The organism is Labrys sp. (in: a-proteobacteria) (genome assembly GCF_047605565.1).
GTDB classification, from domain to species: domain Bacteria; phylum Pseudomonadota; class Alphaproteobacteria; order Rhizobiales; family Labraceae; genus Labrys; species Labrys neptuniae.
The window spans coordinates 45,920-63,430 of sequence record NZ_JASGFM010000004.1; the positions used below are offsets into that span (position 1 = coordinate 45,920).

The 17,511-nt window shown below is 64.1% G+C and carries 13 protein-coding genes; 9 read left to right on the forward strand and 4 right to left on the reverse strand.

Annotated features, from left to right (window positions below):
• Positions 1 to 115: 115 nt before the first annotated feature.
• The 3 genes from QM672_RS05685 to QM672_RS05695 all read left to right on the forward strand — a co-directional run bounded on the left by QM672_RS05685 (position 116) and on the right by QM672_RS05695 (position 3,283).
• Entirely contained in the window at positions 116 to 553 is a 438-nt protein-coding gene (locus QM672_RS05685) for a PopZ family protein (protein ID WP_311936153.1), read from the forward strand.
• Positions 554 to 667: 114 nt separating this feature from the next.
• Positions 668 to 2,494: a glutamine--fructose-6-phosphate transaminase (isomerizing) gene (glmS, locus tag QM672_RS05690; protein ID WP_311936151.1), complete on the forward strand. Its 1,827-nt coding sequence runs from the start codon at positions 668 to 670 to the stop codon at positions 2,492 to 2,494.
• A gap of 156 nt (positions 2,495 to 2,650) precedes the next feature.
• Complete coding sequence (locus tag QM672_RS05695; RefSeq protein WP_311936150.1) at positions 2,651 to 3,283, forward strand: DUF502 domain-containing protein; 633 nt, start codon at positions 2,651 to 2,653, stop codon at positions 3,281 to 3,283.
• Between the two features lie 19 nt (positions 3,284 to 3,302).
• Here QM672_RS05695 and QM672_RS05700 read toward each other — a convergent pair whose 3' ends face one another.
• The 3 genes from QM672_RS05700 to QM672_RS05710 all read right to left on the reverse strand — a co-directional run bounded on the left by QM672_RS05700 (position 3,303) and on the right by QM672_RS05710 (position 7,642).
• Positions 3,303 to 4,898 carry a methyltransferase regulatory domain-containing protein gene (locus tag QM672_RS05700; protein ID WP_415081193.1) on the reverse strand — a complete coding sequence of 532 codons (1,596 nt, stop codon included), beginning with the start codon at positions 4,896 to 4,898 and terminating at the stop codon, positions 3,303 to 3,305.
• 61 nt (positions 4,899 to 4,959) lie between these two features.
• Positions 4,960 to 7,056 (reverse strand): ATP-dependent DNA helicase RecG, encoded by a 2,097-nt coding sequence (recG, locus tag QM672_RS05705; protein WP_311936146.1) that lies wholly within the window; start codon positions 7,054 to 7,056, stop codon positions 4,960 to 4,962.
• Between the two features lie 232 nt (positions 7,057 to 7,288).
• Positions 7,289 to 7,642: a DUF488 domain-containing protein gene (locus QM672_RS05710; protein WP_311936144.1), complete on the reverse strand. Its 354-nt coding sequence runs from the start codon at positions 7,640 to 7,642 to the stop codon at positions 7,289 to 7,291.
• A 125-nt stretch (positions 7,643 to 7,767) separates the two neighbouring features.
• Here QM672_RS05710 and QM672_RS05715 point away from each other — a divergent pair, with 125 nt between their 5' ends.
• Genes QM672_RS05715 through QM672_RS05725 form a run of 3 tightly spaced genes read left to right on the forward strand, consistent with a single transcriptional unit; the run spans position 7,768 to position 12,665 of the window.
• The gene (locus QM672_RS05715; protein ID WP_311936142.1) at positions 7,768 to 8,064 is read left to right on the forward strand and encodes a succinate dehydrogenase assembly factor 2; all 297 of its coding nucleotides are present in this window, start codon (positions 7,768 to 7,770) and stop codon (positions 8,062 to 8,064) included.
• On the forward strand, positions 8,061 to 11,585 hold the full coding sequence (gene mfd / locus QM672_RS05720) for a transcription-repair coupling factor (protein WP_415081196.1): 3,525 nt from the start codon (positions 8,061 to 8,063) through the stop codon (positions 11,583 to 11,585). Before QM672_RS05715 ends, mfd begins: the two co-directional genes overlap by 4 nt.
• 18 nt (positions 11,586 to 11,603) lie before the next feature.
• Positions 11,604 to 12,665 carry a D-TA family PLP-dependent enzyme gene (locus QM672_RS05725; protein ID WP_415081414.1) on the forward strand — a complete coding sequence of 354 codons (1,062 nt, stop codon included), beginning with the start codon at positions 11,604 to 11,606 and terminating at the stop codon, positions 12,663 to 12,665.
• A gap of 66 nt (positions 12,666 to 12,731) precedes the next feature.
• Here the strand turns inward: QM672_RS05725 and QM672_RS05730 are convergent, their stop codons facing one another.
• A complete protein-coding gene (locus QM672_RS05730) occupies positions 12,732 to 14,117 on the reverse strand; it encodes an AMP-binding protein (RefSeq protein ID WP_415081198.1) in 1,386 nt (461 codons plus the stop codon).
• Positions 14,118 to 14,330: 213 nt separating this feature from the next.
• Here QM672_RS05730 and QM672_RS05735 point away from each other — a divergent pair, with 213 nt between their 5' ends.
• The 3 genes from QM672_RS05735 to QM672_RS05745 all read left to right on the forward strand — a co-directional run bounded on the left by QM672_RS05735 (position 14,331) and on the right by QM672_RS05745 (position 17,488).
• The gene (locus tag QM672_RS05735) at positions 14,331 to 15,722 is read left to right on the forward strand and encodes an AmpG family muropeptide MFS transporter (protein ID WP_415081200.1); all 1,392 of its coding nucleotides are present in this window, start codon (positions 14,331 to 14,333) and stop codon (positions 15,720 to 15,722) included.
• 311 nt (positions 15,723 to 16,033) lie between these two features.
• Positions 16,034 to 16,774 carry an invasion associated locus B family protein gene (locus QM672_RS05740; RefSeq protein WP_394308915.1) on the forward strand — a complete coding sequence of 247 codons (741 nt, stop codon included), beginning with the start codon at positions 16,034 to 16,036 and terminating at the stop codon, positions 16,772 to 16,774.
• Between the two features lie 27 nt (positions 16,775 to 16,801).
• Positions 16,802 to 17,488, forward strand: coding sequence for an invasion associated locus B family protein (locus QM672_RS05745; RefSeq protein WP_311936128.1), 687 nt, complete (start codon positions 16,802 to 16,804; stop codon positions 17,486 to 17,488).
• Positions 17,489 to 17,511: the final 23 nt, after the last annotated feature.

Genomic DNA, 17,511 nt, shown 5'->3' on the forward strand with positions numbered 1-17,511 from the left:
AATCGCCAAGTCAGCTCGAAACGATGAGCCGGCGCCAAGCGCGCTTCGAAGACATTGCATTTTGCTCCAGCGCGCCATGGTGGCAGGGCGCGCTCGATGTGGAAGGAGTCGCCCGATGTCGTCACCTACGCGGGCAGATCCGCCTCGTACCCTCAAGGAACCCTCGATGGACGAGATTCTCACTTCCATTCGGCGCATCATCTCCGACGATCCACCGGCAAAGCCTGGACGCCGTTCCACCCCGGAGGCTTCTTCGCTGGCTGACCTGCCAGGTCCGGCCGCTCTCCCCCGGGAAGAACCGGCTTCACCCTCCAGCCCGGCCAGTCCGGAGCGGGGCGCCGGCGGCCTGCTCTCGGCGGAGCCTCAATCCGAGGCGGCTTCCGCCTTCGCCTCCCTCAATCACACGGTATTTTCCAAGAACGCGCGAACGATCGAAGATGTCGTGCAGGAGATGCTGAGACCCATGCTGCAGACCTGGCTCGATGCCCATCTGCCGTCTCTGGTCGAGCGCCTGGTCCGCCAGGAGATCGAGCGCATTTCCGGACGGTCGTGACGGGCTGAGGCTCTCTGTCACAAACCGTCAGGCATTTTGATTTCTCAGCGCATTCACGAAGCCCTAAATCCCTCCCGTCTAGAGTTCGTCTCGAATCGATGAAGGGTAGGGCGTATGTGCGGCATTGTCGGTATTCTGGGTAGGGAAGCGGTTGCGCTACCCTTGGTGGACGCCCTGCGGCGCTTGGAATATCGCGGCTACGACTCTGCCGGTATCGCCACGCTGGAAGACGGAGCCATTACGCGCCGTCGCGCCGAAGGCAAGCTGCGCAATCTCGAAGGCAAGCTTGATCGCGATCCGCTCGCCGGCATGATCGGTATCGGGCATACGCGGTGGGCAACCCATGGCAGGCCGACCGAAGAGAACGCGCACCCGCACGCCACGGCCCGGGTCGCGGTGGTCCACAACGGCATCATCGAGAATTTCCGTGAGCTGCGCGAGGAACTGAGCGCCGAGGGCGCCCGCTTCCGGAGCGAGACCGATACGGAGGTGGTGGCCCATCTCGTCAATCGCGAGCTCGATCGTGGCCTGCCGCCGATCGAGGCAGTGCATGCCAGCCTCAGGCGCCTGCGCGGCGCGTTCTCGCTGGGCTTTCTCTTTGCCGGCCAGGACGACCTCCTCATCGGCGCGCGCCTGGGCTCTCCGCTGGCGATCGGTTATGGCGAGGGCGAGATGTTCCTCGGCTCGGATGCCATTGCGCTGGCTCCCTTCACCAACACCATCGCCTATCTCGAAGACGGCGACAGCGTTGCCTTGACGCGTGGCTCGGCGACCATCTTCGATGCCTCCTTCAAGCGCGTTCACCGCCCGATCCAGAAATCGCAGGCCTCGGCCACTATCGTCGACAAGGGCAACCACCGGCATTTCATGGCCAAGGAAATCCATGAACAGCCGGAAGTGGTTTCCCATACGCTGGCCTCCTTCATCGACATGGTCGGCGAGACGATCCGACTGCCTGAGAATCTGCCTTTCGATTGGGCGGCGCTCAGCCGCGTCACCATATCGGCCTGCGGTACGGCATCTTTCGCCGGCATGATCGCCAAATACTGGTTCGAGCGTTACGCCCGTCTGCCGGTCGAAGTCGATATAGCCTCCGAGTTCCGCTACCGCGAAGCGCCCCTCGACAAGGGCGGCCTATCGATCTTCGTGTCTCAATCTGGCGAGACGGCCGATACGCTCGCGGCCTTGCGCTACTGCAAAGAACAGGGCCAGCACACGCTCGCCATCGTCAACGTGCCAACCTCGACCATCGCGCGCGAGGCCTCGGTGATGGTGCGCACTTTGGCCGGCCCGGAGATCGGGGTCGCTTCGACCAAGGCCTTCACCTGCCAGCTCGCAGCCCTGGCGGGACTCGCGATCGGTGCCGGTAAGGCACGCGGTGTGCTGTCGGCAGAGGAAGAAAGCGAACTCGTGCACGCTTTGATCGAGGCGCCGCGCCTGATGGCCGAGGCGCTCCGGCTCGAACACGAGATCGAGACGTTTTCCAGGGACCTCGCCAAGGCCAAGGACGTCCTCTATCTCGGCCGCGGCACCAGCTTTCCTCTCTCCTTGGAAGGCGCGCTGAAGCTCAAGGAAATCAGCTACATACACGCGGAAGGTTATGCAGCGGGCGAACTCAAGCATGGCCCGATTGCCCTGATCGACGAGACCATGCCGGTAGTGGTGATCGCGCCCTTCGACACGATCTTCGAAAAGACCGTCTCGAATATGCAGGAAGTCGCCGCGCGCGGCGGCCGCATCATTCTGATGACCGATGAGGCGGGGGCGGCGGCGGCCGCGATGACGACGCTGAAGACGATCATCCTGCCATCGATGCCCACGATCCTGACGCCGCTGGTCTACTCCATTCCGATTCAACTTCTCGCCTATCACACTGCTGTGATCATCGGCACCGACGTCGACCAGCCGCGTAATCTGGCCAAGAGCGTCACCGTCGAGTAGGAATACTCGTGGGCGCCGCCCGATTGGACCGGTTGCACAAATTTGCATCGACAGGCGGTGACAAGGGCGTGCTAGAAGCGTGACATGGTACGAGATACGCCTCCCCACACGGTGACACCTTCCGGTCCGCCTCAACGGGTCAGCAGGTTTGGCGGTTTGCACAGCTACTTTCTCACCGGCCTGGTGGTCACCGGGCCGGTCGCGATCACGCTATACCTGATCTGGACCTTCATTCAGTGGGTCGACGGCTGGGTCAAGCCGTTCATTCCCGAGCGTTACCTGCCTGAGACCTACCTCCCTTTTCAGATCCCGGGCTTCGGCCTGGTCGTGGCGATCATCGGCCTTACCCTGATCGGCTTCTTCACCGCCAATCTGGTGGGCCGTACCCTGGTGCGCCTCGGCGAGAAGCTGCTCGACCGCACGCCGGTGGTGCGTGGCATCTACAAGGCTCTCAAGCAAGTGTTCTCGACGATCTTCTCGCAATCCGGAACCTCGTTCCGGAAAGTGGGGCTGGTCGAGTTCCCCCAGGGGGCCTGGTCGATCGTCTTCATTTCCGCCGAACCGAGCCCGGTGGTGGAGGAGAGGCTACCCGGCGGCAATGGCGAAGCCTGGGTTTCGGTGTTCATGCCCTGCGCCCCCAACCCGACGACAGGATTCTTCTTCCTGCTGCCGAAGGCCAAGGTGATCGAATTGCCCATCAGCGTCGAGCAGGCCACCAAGCTGGTGATCTCAGCCGGCCTGATCCAGCCCGAGACGTTGACCGTCTCAGAAGAATTAAGGCCAAGCTGAGCTTGCTGTTACCCTTGCTTCAGGGCTCGATCAGGGCATTGTTCCAGGCCGTGTCGAGCATGGCCGTAAGGTGTTCCTGGGCGCAGGCTGCGATATCGGCCTCATCGCGGACACGCTGGCCGTTGCGTTGGAAATGGAGAGTATCCTCGGCCGCCTTTGCCTTGAGGTGATCGAGCAACTGCCCGCGGGTCAGAGAGCCGTCCATCACCGGCACGACATGCTGCGCCACCACGCCGAGATCGAAATTCTCGTGGCGTCGGTTCACCGTGCGCGTACGGCCGCTGGCGGCATCCCTGCGCGCGAGCATGGTCGCCCTGGGACGATCGACTTCAGCCGCACCGACTGCCACTGCCTCGGTCGAAGCAATCGTCAGCCCTGAAAGAACCCCCTGGAGAAGGGCGCCGCGAATCTCGCTTTTTTCCTGCGGCGTGAGCTTTTTCTGGTCGGTCGCCTCGATATCGGCAACCAGCTGCCGATAGTTCGAGGTTGCCGGACGTCTCGCGGCAATCAACTGATAGGCTTTGCGCACGACTTCCACCCGCGTGCGGATCTGCCGGCCGATGCGATTTTCGAAGCAGTAGGGCATGTCAGGCTCGCTTGAGGGAACCTGCGCGATATCGGCAATGAGATGCAGATCCTCGATCCGCTCCGCATCGATATTGCGTTTTGTCGCCGCGGCCCGGGCCGGCGGGATCAATAGTGTCTGGCGGAAGGTGCGCCCTGTCAGGACGTCGATGTAGTTCTCGGTCTCGAGCAGGGTGTTGCCGCCCAGCATTCTCAAGGCCTTCGCCGCTTCGCCGCCGAAGTTTTCCGGGACCATCATGTGAACATCGCTCTCGCCGAGATAAGCAAGCTGATGCCGTCCGGCCGCATACATGAAGTCGTGGAACGAGCACGGCGCATTCTCGAGTTCCAGGAACTCATGGGCCAGATAATCGTCAGAAACCTTTTGCAACTGGGCAACGCCTTCCTTGACCGCAGCCCCATAGGGTCCGGGCGGGGCATGTTCGGCCAGGAACCCCATGAACTCTCGCGCCTTGGAAATGCGCTCGCGCTGATTGCTGGCCTTGCCGACATGCGCCATCAGGGCATCGCGCAGGATCTGCTTGGGTCGCCAGCCCGGCAATACGTTGAAGCTGACATAGGCGATGCCCTGGAATTCGAGATATTTCGAACAGATGTCGAGGATGGCATGACGCACGGGTTCGGGCACCCAGGAATAGACGCCATGACAGAGGATGAAATCGAAGCGGTGGCCGGGATTGTCGAAAAAGGTGATGTCCTGCTGGCGCAATTCGATGTTGGTCAGGCCGATCGCCTCGATCCGCTTGCGGCCGTCGGCGATCTGGATGCCGGAGAGGTCGAGCCCGAGAAAACGCCCCTCGGGATAGGCGGCAGCCAGGGGAATGAGATTGCCGCCGCTGGCGCAGCCGATCTCGAGCACGCGCATCTTGCCGAGCGGCGGCATTTCGAGACCGAACAGCCTGGCCGTGGCGGCGAGCCTTGCCGGATGGGTCTGCGGGAAGGCATGGGAAACATAGGGTATCTCGTCATAGCTCGCCCGGGTCCTGGCCTGGGCTTCGGCGAAGTTGGCCGGATGGGCATCTGATGTCATTGCGATATTCCCCGGGCAGAGGCTGGCATGACCCGTAGAATACACGCCAGTTTCCCTTGCGCTATCCTGATCGCAGCAGGCGCACGGCTTCATCGCGCTCGAACAGATAGAGCAGGGTCCGCAGAGCAACGCCGCGAGGGGAGACGAGTTCCGGATCGCGGGCCAGCACCAGCCTGGCATCGTCATTGGCGGGGGCAAGCAGATGGCGATGGCTGTCGAGATCGGCCACCCGGAAGCCCGGCATGCCGGACTGGCGCGTGCCGAGCACGTCGCCTTCGCCGCGCAATTTCAGATCCTCCTCGGCAATGCGGAAGCCATCCTCTGTCTCGCGCATGATCTCGAGCCGTTTGCGGGAAATTTCCCCAAGCGGGCCCTTGTAGAGCAGGAGGCAGGTCGACTTGTCCGAACCGCGCCCGATGCGCCCGCGGAGCTGATGGAGCTGGGCGAGGCCGAAGCGCTCGGCATGCTCCACCACCATCACCGTCGCCTCCGGCACATTGACACCAACTTCGATCACGGTGGTCGAAACCAGGACACGCAGATCGCCCGCCACGAACCGGGCCATCACCTCGTCCTTGGCCGCACCTTTCATCTGGCCATGCAGCAGGCCGACCTTGTCGCCGAAGAGGGAGACGAGGTGGGCATAGCGATCCTCGGCGGCTGCGACATCGAGGGTCTCGGATTCAGCGATGAGGGGACAGACCCAATAGGCCCGTGCGCCGGTCTGCAGCAGGCGCCCCAACCCGTTCACCACCTCGTCGAGCCGTTCCAGCGAGATCAGGCGCGTGTCGACCGGCTTGCGCCCGGCCGGCTTTTCGCGGAGCTGGGAGGAGTCCATGTCGCCGAAATAGGTCAGCACCAGGCTGCGCGGAATTGGCGTGGCCGTCATCACCAGAACGTCGATGCCGGCATTCTTGCGGCTCAAAGCCAGGCGCTGATGCACGCCGAAGCGATGCTGCTCGTCGACGATGGCAAGCCCGAGATCGCGAAACTCGACATCTTCCTGGAACAGGGCATGGGTGCCGACCACGATGTCGATGCTGCCATCCTTCAGCGCGGCCTGCATGCGCGTACGTTCGCGCGCCTTGTCGCGCCCCGTGATCAGGCCGACGCGCAGACCGGCGGCCTCGGCAAGGGGCTGGATGGTGGTCAGGTGCTGGCGGGCGAGGATCTCGGTCGGCGCCATCAGCGCGGCCTGCCGGCCGCCTTCCACCATGGTGGCCATCGCGAGCAGCGCCACCACCGTCTTGCCCGAGCCGACATCGCCCTGCAGCAGCCGCAGCATGCGCGTCGGAGCCGCCATATCGGCACGAATGTCGGCCAACGCCGTGACCTGGCTCGCCGTGAGCTTGAAGGGCAGGGCGGCCTCGATCCGGGCCGAGATGCTCCCCGTTCCGGCGACGGACAGTCCAGGCAGAGCCTTGTTATGGGCGCGCACCATGGCGAGGGCGAGCTGAGAGGCCAAGAGTTCGTCATAGGCAAGTCGCAGCCTGGGCGCTGAGTCCGGCGCCACAATCTGGGGCGTCTCCGGCGAATGCAGTGCGGCCAAGGCCTCGCGGAACCCCGGCCAGCGCTGGGCCTTGAGCCAGGCCGGGTCCTGCCATTCGGCGAGTTCGGGGGTGCGCGCCAAAGCCTCCTGAGCTGCCTTCTGGATCTGGCGCGGATAGAGCCCCTCCGTCAGCGGATAGACTGGCTCGACCAAAGGCAGTGATTTAAGCCCTTCCTCATCGACGATCCGATCGGGATGCACCATCTGGCGCATACCGTCGAACAGCTCGATCTTGCCGCTCAGCCATCGCCGCTCGCCGACGGGCAGGGCATGCTCGATCCAACTCGTCTGTGCTGCAAAGAAGACGAGGGTCAGGTCCCCCGTATCGTCATGGACATAAACGCGATAGGGGCCTTTGCCGCCGCTGGCCCGGTGGCGTTCCACCACGACTTCGACCATTACCAATTCGCCGATCGGCGCATCCGCCAATTTGGGGCGGCGGCGGCGATCGAGCACATTGGCCGGCAGGTGGAACAGGGCATCGACGACCCGCGCTCCAACCGGCTCCGCGCCTCCGAGGAGGCGGGTGAGCAGCTTCACCAGCTTCGGCCCGATCCCTGGCAGGGATGAGACGGAAGCGAACAGGGGGGTCAGAATCGCCGGACGCATGAAAGCCTCACCGGCTCTTTTGACCGGGCAGGCGGCAAGAGGCAAGTTTCAGAGGAAGGAAACCGGTCGCATTGCCTCGAAAGAGAACAGGTGGCGGCACCGTGCAATCTAGTGTTTTGGTTTGCTTGGGCGCTCTGCATTTCCCCCTCATCCCCCTGCCGGGACCTTCTCCCGCAAGGGGAGAAGGGGGTATTGCGAGGCAAGGCAAGAAAAACAAAGCGGATTGTCGTACTTAGACCCGCATGCGCTCCAGTATTCCTCTGATTACCAGCGCATGGGTGTGTTCGGCATCCCTGGCGGCATAGATCAGGGTGGCGACCTTGTCACCGATCAGGCGGCGGAGCGCGACGACAGCCTCGTTGTTGTGCGCGAGTTCACTTTCGTAGCGGGCCTGAAATTCCTGCCATTTCGCCGGGTCGTGGCCGAACCATTGCCGCAGGGCAGGGCTGGGGGCGACATCCTTGGCCCAGATGTCGATATGCGCCTCCGGCTTGGACAGGCCCCGAGGCCATAGGCGATCGACCAGGATGCGCAGGCCATCAGAGGAAGCGGGTGGATCATAAGCGCGTTTCAATCCGATCGGCATCACGGCCCCCCCGTCACCCCGCAGCCCGCGCCCAGGGAATTTGACCGCACGGATGATATTTCGATCTTCCATGGTTTCCACAAGGCCTCTTACTCTCTATACAGCGAGCCAACAGGATCGAGAACATGTCCGGAACGATACGCACTTCTGAGGAACTTGACCCGCGTCGCAGACGGATCGTCTACCGGGCCTGGCATCGCGGTTTTCGCGAGATGGACCTCATCATGGGCAGTTTCTGCGATGCCGTCATCGTCGAGCTGTCCGAGGAAGAAGTCGCCGACTTCGAGTCGCTCATCGATGCCCCCGATCATGAACTCTACGCCTGGATCAGGAACGAAGAGCCGGTACCGGGCGAATTCGATACGCCCGTGTTCCGGCGACTGCGCGATTACCATTTCACCATGAAGCCGATGTTTGCATGAAAGCCGCCGATCGACTCGCCGAAGTCCTGAATCGCCCCGGCGGACAACTCGTTTTCTCCAATTGCGCCGATGGCCAGGATGGCCTCGTGCTCGCCGATTTGGCGCGCAAGCTGGTGGCGCAGGCCCGAGAGCGGCCGGCGGCCCTTCTACACGTCGCGCGCGACGGCACGCGCTCCGCCACACTGGAAGCGGCCCTCCAGTTCTACGCGCCCGATATCGACGTCATCAACTTTCCCGCCTGGGACTGCCAGCCCTATGACAGGGTTTCCCCGAATGCCACCGTCGTGGCGCGGCGCATGACGGCACTGTCGCGGCTGGCGACCACCAGGGGCGGGGACAAGCCCCGTATCGTGCTTACCACCGTCAATGCCGTGCTGCAGCGCGTGCCGTCCCGCGACCTCATCGCCGCCCAATCGCTCTCGGCGGCGCCCGGCAATGCCGTCAACATGGACCGGCTGTCGGCCTGGCTGGAACATAATGGCTATCTGCGCTCCTCCACGGTGCGCGAGACCGGCGAATATGCGGTGCGCGGCGGCATCCTCGATCTCTATCCGCCGGGCCTTGCCATTCCGGTGCGTCTCGACTTCTTCGGCGACACGCTCGAATCCATCCGCAGCTTCGACGTCGAGACCCAGCGCTCCCAGACCCAGTTGCGCATGCTCGACCTCGTGCCGATGAGCGAAGTCCAGCTCACCACCGAGACGATCAAGCGCTTCCGCCAGGCCTATCTCGCCGAATTCGGCGCCCAGACCCGTGGCGACCCGCTTTATGAAGCCATCTCGGAAGGCCGACGCTATGTCGGCCTCGAACACTGGCTGCCGCTGTTCCACAACAAGCTCGACACGCTGTTCGACTACCTGCCCGAAGTTCCCGTCGCGCTCGATGCGCTGGCCGAGGATGCCGCCGGCGAAAGGCTGGCGCAGATCAAGGACTATTACGACGCCCGCCGCGACGTGCTGGGCAAACCCGGCGAGAGCGTGCCCTACAAGCCGCTGCCGCCGGATCGCCTCTACATCGCGCCCGAGGAATGGCGCCGCCGGCTCGACGAGGCGTCCCTGGCACGTCTGACGCCCTTCGCATCGCCTCCTGCGCCCGGTCGTGAAATCGTCGACTGCGGCGGCCGGCAGGGCCATAACTTCGCGGCGGAACGCGCAGCGGAAGACGCCAACGTCTTCGACGCCGTCGTCCGCCACATCCGCACCCTGCAGGCCGATGGCCAGCGGGTCATCGTGGCGGGCTGGACCGACGGCTCGCGCGAAAGGCTCGGTGCCGTGCTCGCCGATCACGGCCTCACCCAGGCCAAGCCGGTTCCCGATTTCGCCCGTGCCCTGGCCTTGCCGAAAAGCGAGATCGCCCTCGGCGTGCTGCCGCTCGAGACGGGCTTCGAGACATCAGACCTCGCCATCATCTCCGAGCAGGACGTTCTCGGAGATCGCCTGGTGCGCCGCACGGCCAAGCGCAAGCGCGCCCAGAACTTCCTGACCGAGATCGGCACGCTCTCGCCCGGCGACATCGTCGTGCATGTCGAGCACGGCATCGGGCGCTTCGTCGGCCTGCAGACAGTGACCGCCGTGGGCGCCCCGCACGACTGCCTCGAAATCCACTATGCGGGCGGCGACAAGCTGTTCCTACCGGTGGAAAATCTGGAGTTGCTGTCGCGCTACGGCTCGGAAGACGCCGAAGCGCAGCTCGACAAGCTCGGCGGCCGTGGTTGGCAGGAACGCAAGGCGCGCATGAAGAAGCGCATCCGCGAAATGGCGGGTGAGCTGATCAAGATCGCTGCGGCACGTGCACTGCGGGAGGCGCCGAAGCTGATCCCCGCCCAGGGCCTCTACGACGAATTCGCCGCGCGCTTCCCCTATAGCGAGACCGAAGACCAGCAATTCGCCATCGACTCGGTGCTCGAGGATCTCGCCTCCGGCCGGCCCATGGATCGCCTGGTCTGCGGCGATGTCGGCTTCGGCAAGACGGAAGTGGCCCTGCGCGCCGCCTTTGCCTGCGCGCTGACGGGCAGGCAGGTCGCCGTGGTGGTGCCTACCACGCTGCTCGCTCGCCAGCACGCCAAGACCTTTGCCGACCGCTTCAAGGGGCTGCCTGTCAAGGTCGCCCAGCTCTCGCGCTTCGTGCCGGCCGAAGAGGCCCGCAAGACCAGAGCGGGCCTGGCGTCGGGCGATGTCGACATCGTGGTCGGCACCCATGCCCTGCTGGCCAAGACCATCGCTTTCCGCGATCTCGGCCTGCTCATCATCGACGAAGAGCAGCATTTCGGCGTGGGCCACAAGGAACGCCTCAAGCAGTTGCGCGCCGAGGTGCATGTGCTGACGCTGTCGGCGACACCGATCCCGCGCACCCTGCAGCTCGCCCTCACCGGCGTGCGCGAATTGTCGATCATTGCCACCCCGCCCGTCGATCGCCTGGCTGTGCGCACCTTCGTGACGCCCTTCGATCCGGTGGTGCTGCGCGAGGCGCTGATGCGCGAACGCTATCGCGGCGGCCAGAGTTTCTTCGTGGTGCCGCGCATCGAGGACATTGCCGATGCCAAGGCCTTCCTCGACGAATACGCCCCCGAGGCCAAGGTCGCCATCGGCCATGGCCAGATGGCGGCCGGCCAGCTCGAAGACGTGATGACAGCGTTCTACGAGGGCAAATACGATATCCTGCTCTCGACCACGATCGTCGAATCCGGCCTCGACATTCCCACGGCCAACACGCTGATCGTCTGGCGCGCCGACATGTTCGGCCTCGCCCAGCTCTACCAGCTACGCGGCCGTGTCGGGCGTTCCAAGACCCGGGCCTATGCCCTGTTCACCCTGCCGGCCAACCGCACTATCACCCCTGGGGCCGAGCGCCGGCTCAAGGTGCTGCAGTCCCTGGATACCCTCGGCGCCGGCTTCCAGCTCGCCTCGCACGATCTCGACATCCGCGGCGCCGGCAACCTGCTCGGCGACGAGCAGTCCGGCCATATCAAGGAAGTCGGCTACGAGCTCTACCAGCAGATGCTGGAAGAGGCCGTCGCGGCCCTCAAGGAAGGCGGCGTCGAGACCGAGGTCGAGGAACAGTGGTCGCCGCAGATCACCATCGGCACGCCGGTGATGATCCCGGAGGACTATGTGCCGGACCTGACATTGCGCCTCAGCCTCTATCGCCGCCTGTCTTCCCTGGATACCGATGCCGAGATCGACGCTTTCGGCGCCGAGCTCACCGATCGCTTCGGCGAGCGGCCGGCCGAGGTCGACCAGCTTCTCAAGCTGATGTCGATCAAGGCCCTGTGCCGGCGCGCCAATGTCGAGAAGGTCGATGCCGGCCCGAAAGGCGTCGTGGTTTCCTTCCGCGACAACGCCTTCGCCAATCCGGACGGGCTGGTGCGCTACATCGCCGAGCAGGGCTCCTTCGCCAAGGTCCGCCCCGACATGCGCATCCTGTTCCAGCGCGATTTCGACAAGCCCGACGACCGGCTCAAGGGTACGGCCGTCATTCTCAAGAATCTCGCTCGCATCGCCGAGACGAAGAAAGCCGCCTGATCGGACACAACGATGGCAATGCCCTCCCTCTCTTCCGTCGAAACCCCCTTCGTCCAGGTCGACCTCGACATTGCCGAACGCAATGTCGTGCGGCTCCAGGCCTATTGCGACGAACACGGCCTCAAGCTGCGGCCGCATATCAAGACGCATAAGCTGCCGCGCCTGGCTCGCTTCCAGGTCGAGCAAGGGGCGGTCGGCATCACCTGCCAGAAGCTGTCGGAGGCCGACGCCATGACCGATGGCACCGGGCTCGACGATGTCCTGATCACCTATAACCTGGTGGGCGAGGCCAAGCGTGAACGCCTGCGGGCACTCTCCGAACGCATCCGTCTCAGCGTCGTCGCCGACAGCGCTGCTGTCGTCGACGAATTGGCGGCGGCCATGAAGGGAACGGGGCGCAAGCTGACCGTGCTGGTCGAGTGCGATACCGGCGCCCGGCGCTGCGGCGTTCCCACGCCCGAGGCGGCTGCGGAACTGGCAAACCGCATCGCGGCATCATCCGAACTCGCCTTCGGCGGACTGATGACCTACCCACCGGTCGGTGGAACCGAAGCGGTGCAGGATTTCATGCAAAGAGCGAAATCCCTGATCGAAGTCTTTGGAATTCCTGTCGAAACGATCACGAGTGGCGGATCGCCGGATATGTGGCGGGCGCATGAGGCGTCCATCGTCACCGAATACCGGCCCGGCACCTATGTCTATAATGACCGTTCCCTCGTCACCCGCGGCGTCTGCGGTTTCGATGACTGCGCCCTCAACGTCGTTGCCACCGTCGTATCGGTACCCGATACACACAGGGCCATCATCGATGCCGGCTCGAAGGTTCTGACCTCAGACCTGCTCGGCCTGACGGGTCATGGCCATGTCCTCGGTCGTCCGGATATCGCGATCGACCAGCTCTCGGAAGAGCATGGCAGGCTGGTCACCGAACAGCCGATCAATCTGTCCGTGGGCGACCGCGTGCGCATCGTGCCCAATCACGCCTGCGTCGTCGCCAATATGCTGGACTTCGTGGTCCTCTGCCGCGGCGAGACCCTTGTCGGTCCCGAGCCTGTCGCAGCGCGCGGGCGGGTTTGGTAGGAAGGGGCGCTCTCTCCAACTCCATCGAGAAGTGGAGCGAGATCGCCCTCCGTTTTTGCCCCGACGTCAGGCCGCGCCCGCAAGCGGCTGGTTGGCCTTCGAAGTATCGACGCTCTGGCTAGGCTCATGGAGCAGCGATGCTTCCTGTGCGCTCATGGGCCTGCCATAGCGTGCGCCCGTAATCTCGAGGAGGCCGCCGCTTCGCTCCGCGGTTCCTGAAGCGGGGTAGGAGGTCGATACCCAGCCCTCCGCCCCGACGGGATAGGAAACCTCCCGCTCGCTGACGTCGAAACCGATCCCCGGCACCTGCTGGCCACGCAGGGCGAGATAGCCGCCTTCCTCAATGCCGGCCTCGACCAGCGGCAACGTAGCGTCTTCCGGGGACGGGATCAGGGCTTCGAGCCCGAACCCGCCATCCTCCAGCGGGCGCATCGGCACGATGCCGATCTCACCGAGCACGGCGAAATGAGGAATGGGGCAGGGAGCACCTGCCGGCACGACGGCTGTATGGGGCGCGCGCGCAAGGCCTGCAACCTTCTCGAGCTTGCGGCTATCGAACAAGCCGTCGACGAGGCCGGCGCGCAACACCGCATCGGGCAGCAAGGCGTGGGTGACACCATGCATCGTGATCTGGACGGCAAATACCGTCGCATCGAAAGCCTGGTGCAAGACGAGCTGGCATCCCGTGCTGAGCCATGACACCAGACCGCCGGCAAGCCCGGCAAGCCCTGATGGCGCCATCGGACACAGCAGGCGCGAGGTTCGCGACAGGCCGAGTTCGGCGACCAGGACCGCTGCGACTGCATGCCATTCGCGGTGATTGCGGGCGACGGCGAAATCCCCCTCCGGACCTCGATCGATCGTCATGATCGCCAGGCTTTCCTCGGGACGCTCGCGCCGCGACAGGCGGGTGATCACGCCGCTACGCGGGTAGCCGATGCAATCCTCGAACGAGACCGTTCCCCCGGGCAGATCCGCGCCGAAGGCCCCGATGAAGCGAATATCGGCAATGGACTCGTCGACGAGGTGACGAAGGGAGCGCAGGGGCTGGACATCGCCCATGCGCCGCGCCGCCAGGATTGCCTTGGCATTCAGGCGCTCCGCGACGCCAACGATCTCGGCCGGCGAGAAGTCGATCGGAACGATCACCGCCACCAAACCGGCCCGGATGCAGCCGAGCAGCGCGATCAACGTATCCGTGACATTGAGCCCCTGCATGCAGACCAGCGCTTCGCTCGGCAATCCCATTTCGAAAAAGCGGCCGGCAACCGCGGAAACCGCAGCATCGACCTGGTTCCAGGTCAACCGGCGAGGCGCGCCGTCGGCCCAGAGCGGGCGATCCGGGGCATCGACCAGGGCCAGCGTATCGCCGCCGCGCTGGGCGCTGAGGCGCAGCAACTGGTCGAGGGTCGGGGGAGCGGGGGCAATCCTGGGCGTGATGTCTGACGTCATGGGGCCTCAGGTATTCACGGGGCACGAATCAGATCCAGGTGAGTCTAACGCTGGATGACGGCAAAGCCATAGCCGGTTTGTCGGTCCGGGTCGTCCCACCCGCGGGCACCATCCACACCTTGAGCAGCTGCCGTCCTACATGCCCGTGCCGGCAAGAGGTCTTGCACATCAAAGCATTTGGCCTGCCCGGCCGGGCGATCCATAATCGCGGACATGATTCCCGGTCAGAAATTCCTCACGCTCCTGCGCGACATCGCCGCCGACAAGCGCCTCGCTTTCATGCTGTTGCTCGGCTTCAGTTCAGGCTTGCCCTTCCTGCTGGTGTTCTCGACGCAATCAGCGAGGCTGCGCGAGGTTGGGATCACACGCACCGACATCGGCCTGATGTTCTATGCGACGCTGTTCTACAGCATCAAGTTCCTCTGGGCGCCGCTGCTGGAGCGTTTCGACCCGCCGGTGCTGGGACGGATGATGGGGCGATGGCGCGGTTGGCTGCTGATCACGCAGATGGGCGTCATCCTGGGCCTGTTCGGCCTCGCCGGTAGCAATCCTGCAAGCTCGCTGGGAATGACGATATTCTGGACCACGGTCACGGCATTCTTCGCCGCCAGCCAGGACGTGGTGATCGACGGCTGGCGCATCAATGTCATCCCCCGTGATCGTCAGGGCATCATGCTGGCGGTCTCCCAGCTCGGCTATCGCGTCGGCATCTTGTGCGCCGGGGCGGGCGCCCTTTATCTGGCCGAGTATTTCGACTGGCAGGCGGCCTATGGCGCGATGGCTGCATTGATGCTCGTCGGCATCCTGGCCGCCTTGCTCGCGCCGGACCCACCTGCCGCTGAAAAGGAAACACTCGAGGGCAAGCTCGTCTCCGTATTCGACGATGGCAAGCCTGCCAGTCCGCAAAGAGCATCCAATTGGCCCGATTGGCTGATCGCCTACAAGGAAGCGTTGAGCGATCTCTTCCTGCGCCGAGGCTGGATCCTCCTGCCGATCATGCTGCTCATCGCACTCTATCGCCTGCCGGACTTTCTGGCTGGCGTGATGTCCAATCCCCTCTATATCGATCTTGGCTTCTCCAAGGCCGAGATCGCCAATATTTCGAAGATTTACGGTTTCGCCATCGGCCTGACGGCTCCGTTCGTCGGCGGTTTTTGCATCTGGCGCTTCGGCCTGATGCCGTCGCTGCTCTTCGGCGGCATCGCTGCGGCCACTTCACATTTGAGCATGGCCCTGTTGGCGGCCAAAGGGGCGGATTCGACCTATCTGGCCTTGGCGGTGAGCGTCGAAAGCTTCGCGGGTGGCTTCGCTGGCACCGCCTTGATGGCCTACATGTCCTCTCTGACATCTCCGGCCTTTGCCGCCAGCCAGTACGCCCTGCTGAGTTCGCTCTATGCGCTGCCAGGTAAGTTGCTGGCCGGCATGTCGGGCAAGATGGTCGATCTTTTCGGCTACCCTGTCTTTTTCTCGGCAACCTCGACCATCGGCCTGCCGGTCGCGATCCTTTGTCTGATCGTCTGGCGCTCGGCCGACAAGGAAGCCCCTTCGCGGCCGGAGGAAGAGCAGGAAGAGGCCTCCCTGGCGGGGGAGGGTGGGCGCCGCTGAGGTCCAGGGCAAGCGAATCGCCTTCCGATGAAGGCGGCACGGTTTGCTCTCCCGCAATTTTCGCAACTCGAATGCCGGATATGGCAGGCTGGTCACGTTTTCTTCAATTTGTCATGCACAAGCTGCGACACCGTCGCCATAGGTCGTTTTCGAGGCTGGAAACCCGTGCCCGCTTCGTTTAAGGACCTTTCCCGAAATCGTCATCTTGGCGCCTTCGTCGGCGATGAGAGACATTCAGCCCCATCGGTGCGTTGCCAACCCGCGCTTGCCCAGCGCGTTGCGGCGGCGGACTTAGGATCCAAGGATTTTGCATGATGTCGTTCCGCCTCCTTGCGACTGCAGCTCTTGCGGCGCTCAGCCTTGCGGTGACACCCGCATTGGCACAGGATACGCCCGCCAAGCCGGCCGCACCCGCCACGAAGCCGAAGGCACCTGCAGCCAAGCCGGCGCAGAAGCCTGCAGCGGCCGCTCCCGCGGCAGCTGCAGCCCCCGCTGAGCCGGTTCCCGGCCTGGAAGGCGCAACCACTCCCGCCATCTCCAGCTCCCAGCCCGATTGGGTGAAGCTGTGCCAGACCGATCAGGCCAAGAAGGAAATCTGCCTGACCCGTCGCGACCTGCGGTCCGATACGGGGCAGACGATGATGACGGCCATCCTGATGCAGAACGTCACCGACAAGAAGCAGATCCTGCGGCTCGTCCTGCCGGTCGGCGCCCTGATCCAGCCTGGTGTCGGCCTCTATCTCGACAATGCCGCCTTCTCCACCGGCAAATATGCCGTCTGCTCTCCCGAAGGCTGCCTGGTCGAACTTCCGATCGATGAGGCACAGCTCAAGGCCCTCCGCGCCTCCAAGACCCTGGCGATCGCCTTCAAGACCCCCAACCAGGGCGTCCAACTGCCCCTGGGCACCGAGGGCTTCGCCAAGGCACTCGACAACAAGCCCCTCGATCCCCAATCGATCGTCGACGAGCAGAAGAAGCTGCAGCAGCAGTTGCAGGACGCCGCCGAGAAGGCGCGCCAGCAGCTCAACGCCAATCCGGCGCCTGCTCAATAAGACCGCCCAGGAACAGGAATCCAGATTATGCGAAACTCTCTGATCGCTGGCGCCGCGGCAGCCTTGATCCTGTCGGCCGGTACGGCGCTGGCCCAGCAACAGCCCCAGCCTGCTGGCCAGCAGCCCGAACTGCCCAAATTCGACCAGCCGGACTGGACCAAGATCTGCGCCAAGACCCCCGACGGCAAGGACACCTGCCAGACCGTGCGCGACCTTCTGGCGCCGACGGCCGCTTGGATGATGACCGCGCAGGTCGGTCAGGAGAAGGGCGGCAAACCTAAGCTCACCGTGATCATTCCGGCTGGTGTGGTGCTGCCGCTGGGAGCCCGCGTCCTCGTCGATGACCAGACCATCGACACGGCCAAGTATCGCATCTGCACGGGGCCGAGCTGCATCGCCGACATGCCCTTGACCGATGCCAATCTGGCAAACCTCAAGAAAGGCAAGAAGCTGAAGGTGCAGGCGATCACCTTCCAGGGGCAGCCCATTTCTCTGGAGATCGGCCTGGACGGCCTCGGCAAGGCTCTCGATGCCCAGGGCATCGACCAGGCTGGCTATGCTGCCAAGCAGAAGGCTTATGGCGAGAAGCTGCAGGCGATTTTCCAGCCCCTGATCGATGCCCAGCGCAAGCAGCAGCAACAGCAGGGCGGTGCCGCTCCTGCGACACCGGCTGCGCCGGCAGCTCCCGCGGCGCCGGCAGCCCCCGCGCAATGAAATGACAGAGGCCGGCCTTCGGG

Bases quoted from the DNA above. Each gene is read 5' to 3' on its own strand.
- QM672_RS05710 (WP_311936144.1), bottom strand. From the start codon at position 7,642: ATGCCGATCGGATTGAAACGCGCTTATGATCCACCCGCTTCCTCTGAT.
- QM672_RS05730 (WP_415081198.1), bottom strand. From the start codon at position 14,117: ATGACGTCAGACATCACGCCCAGGATTGCCCCCGCTCCCCCGACCCTC.
- QM672_RS05700 (WP_415081193.1), bottom strand. From the start codon at position 4,898: ATGACATCAGATGCCCATCCGGCCAACTTCGCCGAAGCCCAGGCCAGG.
- recG (WP_311936146.1), bottom strand. From the start codon at position 7,056: ATGCGTCCGGCGATTCTGACCCCCCTGTTCGCTTCCGTCTCATCCCTG.
- QM672_RS05685 (WP_311936153.1), top strand. From the start codon at position 116: ATGTCGTCACCTACGCGGGCAGATCCGCCTCGTACCCTCAAGGAACCC.
- QM672_RS05745 (WP_311936128.1), top strand. From the start codon at position 16,802: ATGCGAAACTCTCTGATCGCTGGCGCCGCGGCAGCCTTGATCCTGTCG.
- glmS (WP_311936151.1), top strand. From the start codon at position 668: ATGTGCGGCATTGTCGGTATTCTGGGTAGGGAAGCGGTTGCGCTACCC.
- QM672_RS05715 (WP_311936142.1), top strand. From the start codon at position 7,768: ATGTCCGGAACGATACGCACTTCTGAGGAACTTGACCCGCGTCGCAGA.
- QM672_RS05740 (WP_394308915.1), top strand. From the start codon at position 16,034: ATGATGTCGTTCCGCCTCCTTGCGACTGCAGCTCTTGCGGCGCTCAGC.
- QM672_RS05735 (WP_415081200.1), top strand. From the start codon at position 14,331: ATGATTCCCGGTCAGAAATTCCTCACGCTCCTGCGCGACATCGCCGCC.
- mfd (WP_415081196.1), top strand. From the start codon at position 8,061: ATGAAAGCCGCCGATCGACTCGCCGAAGTCCTGAATCGCCCCGGCGGA.
- QM672_RS05725 (WP_415081414.1), top strand. From the start codon at position 11,604: ATGCCCTCCCTCTCTTCCGTCGAAACCCCCTTCGTCCAGGTCGACCTC.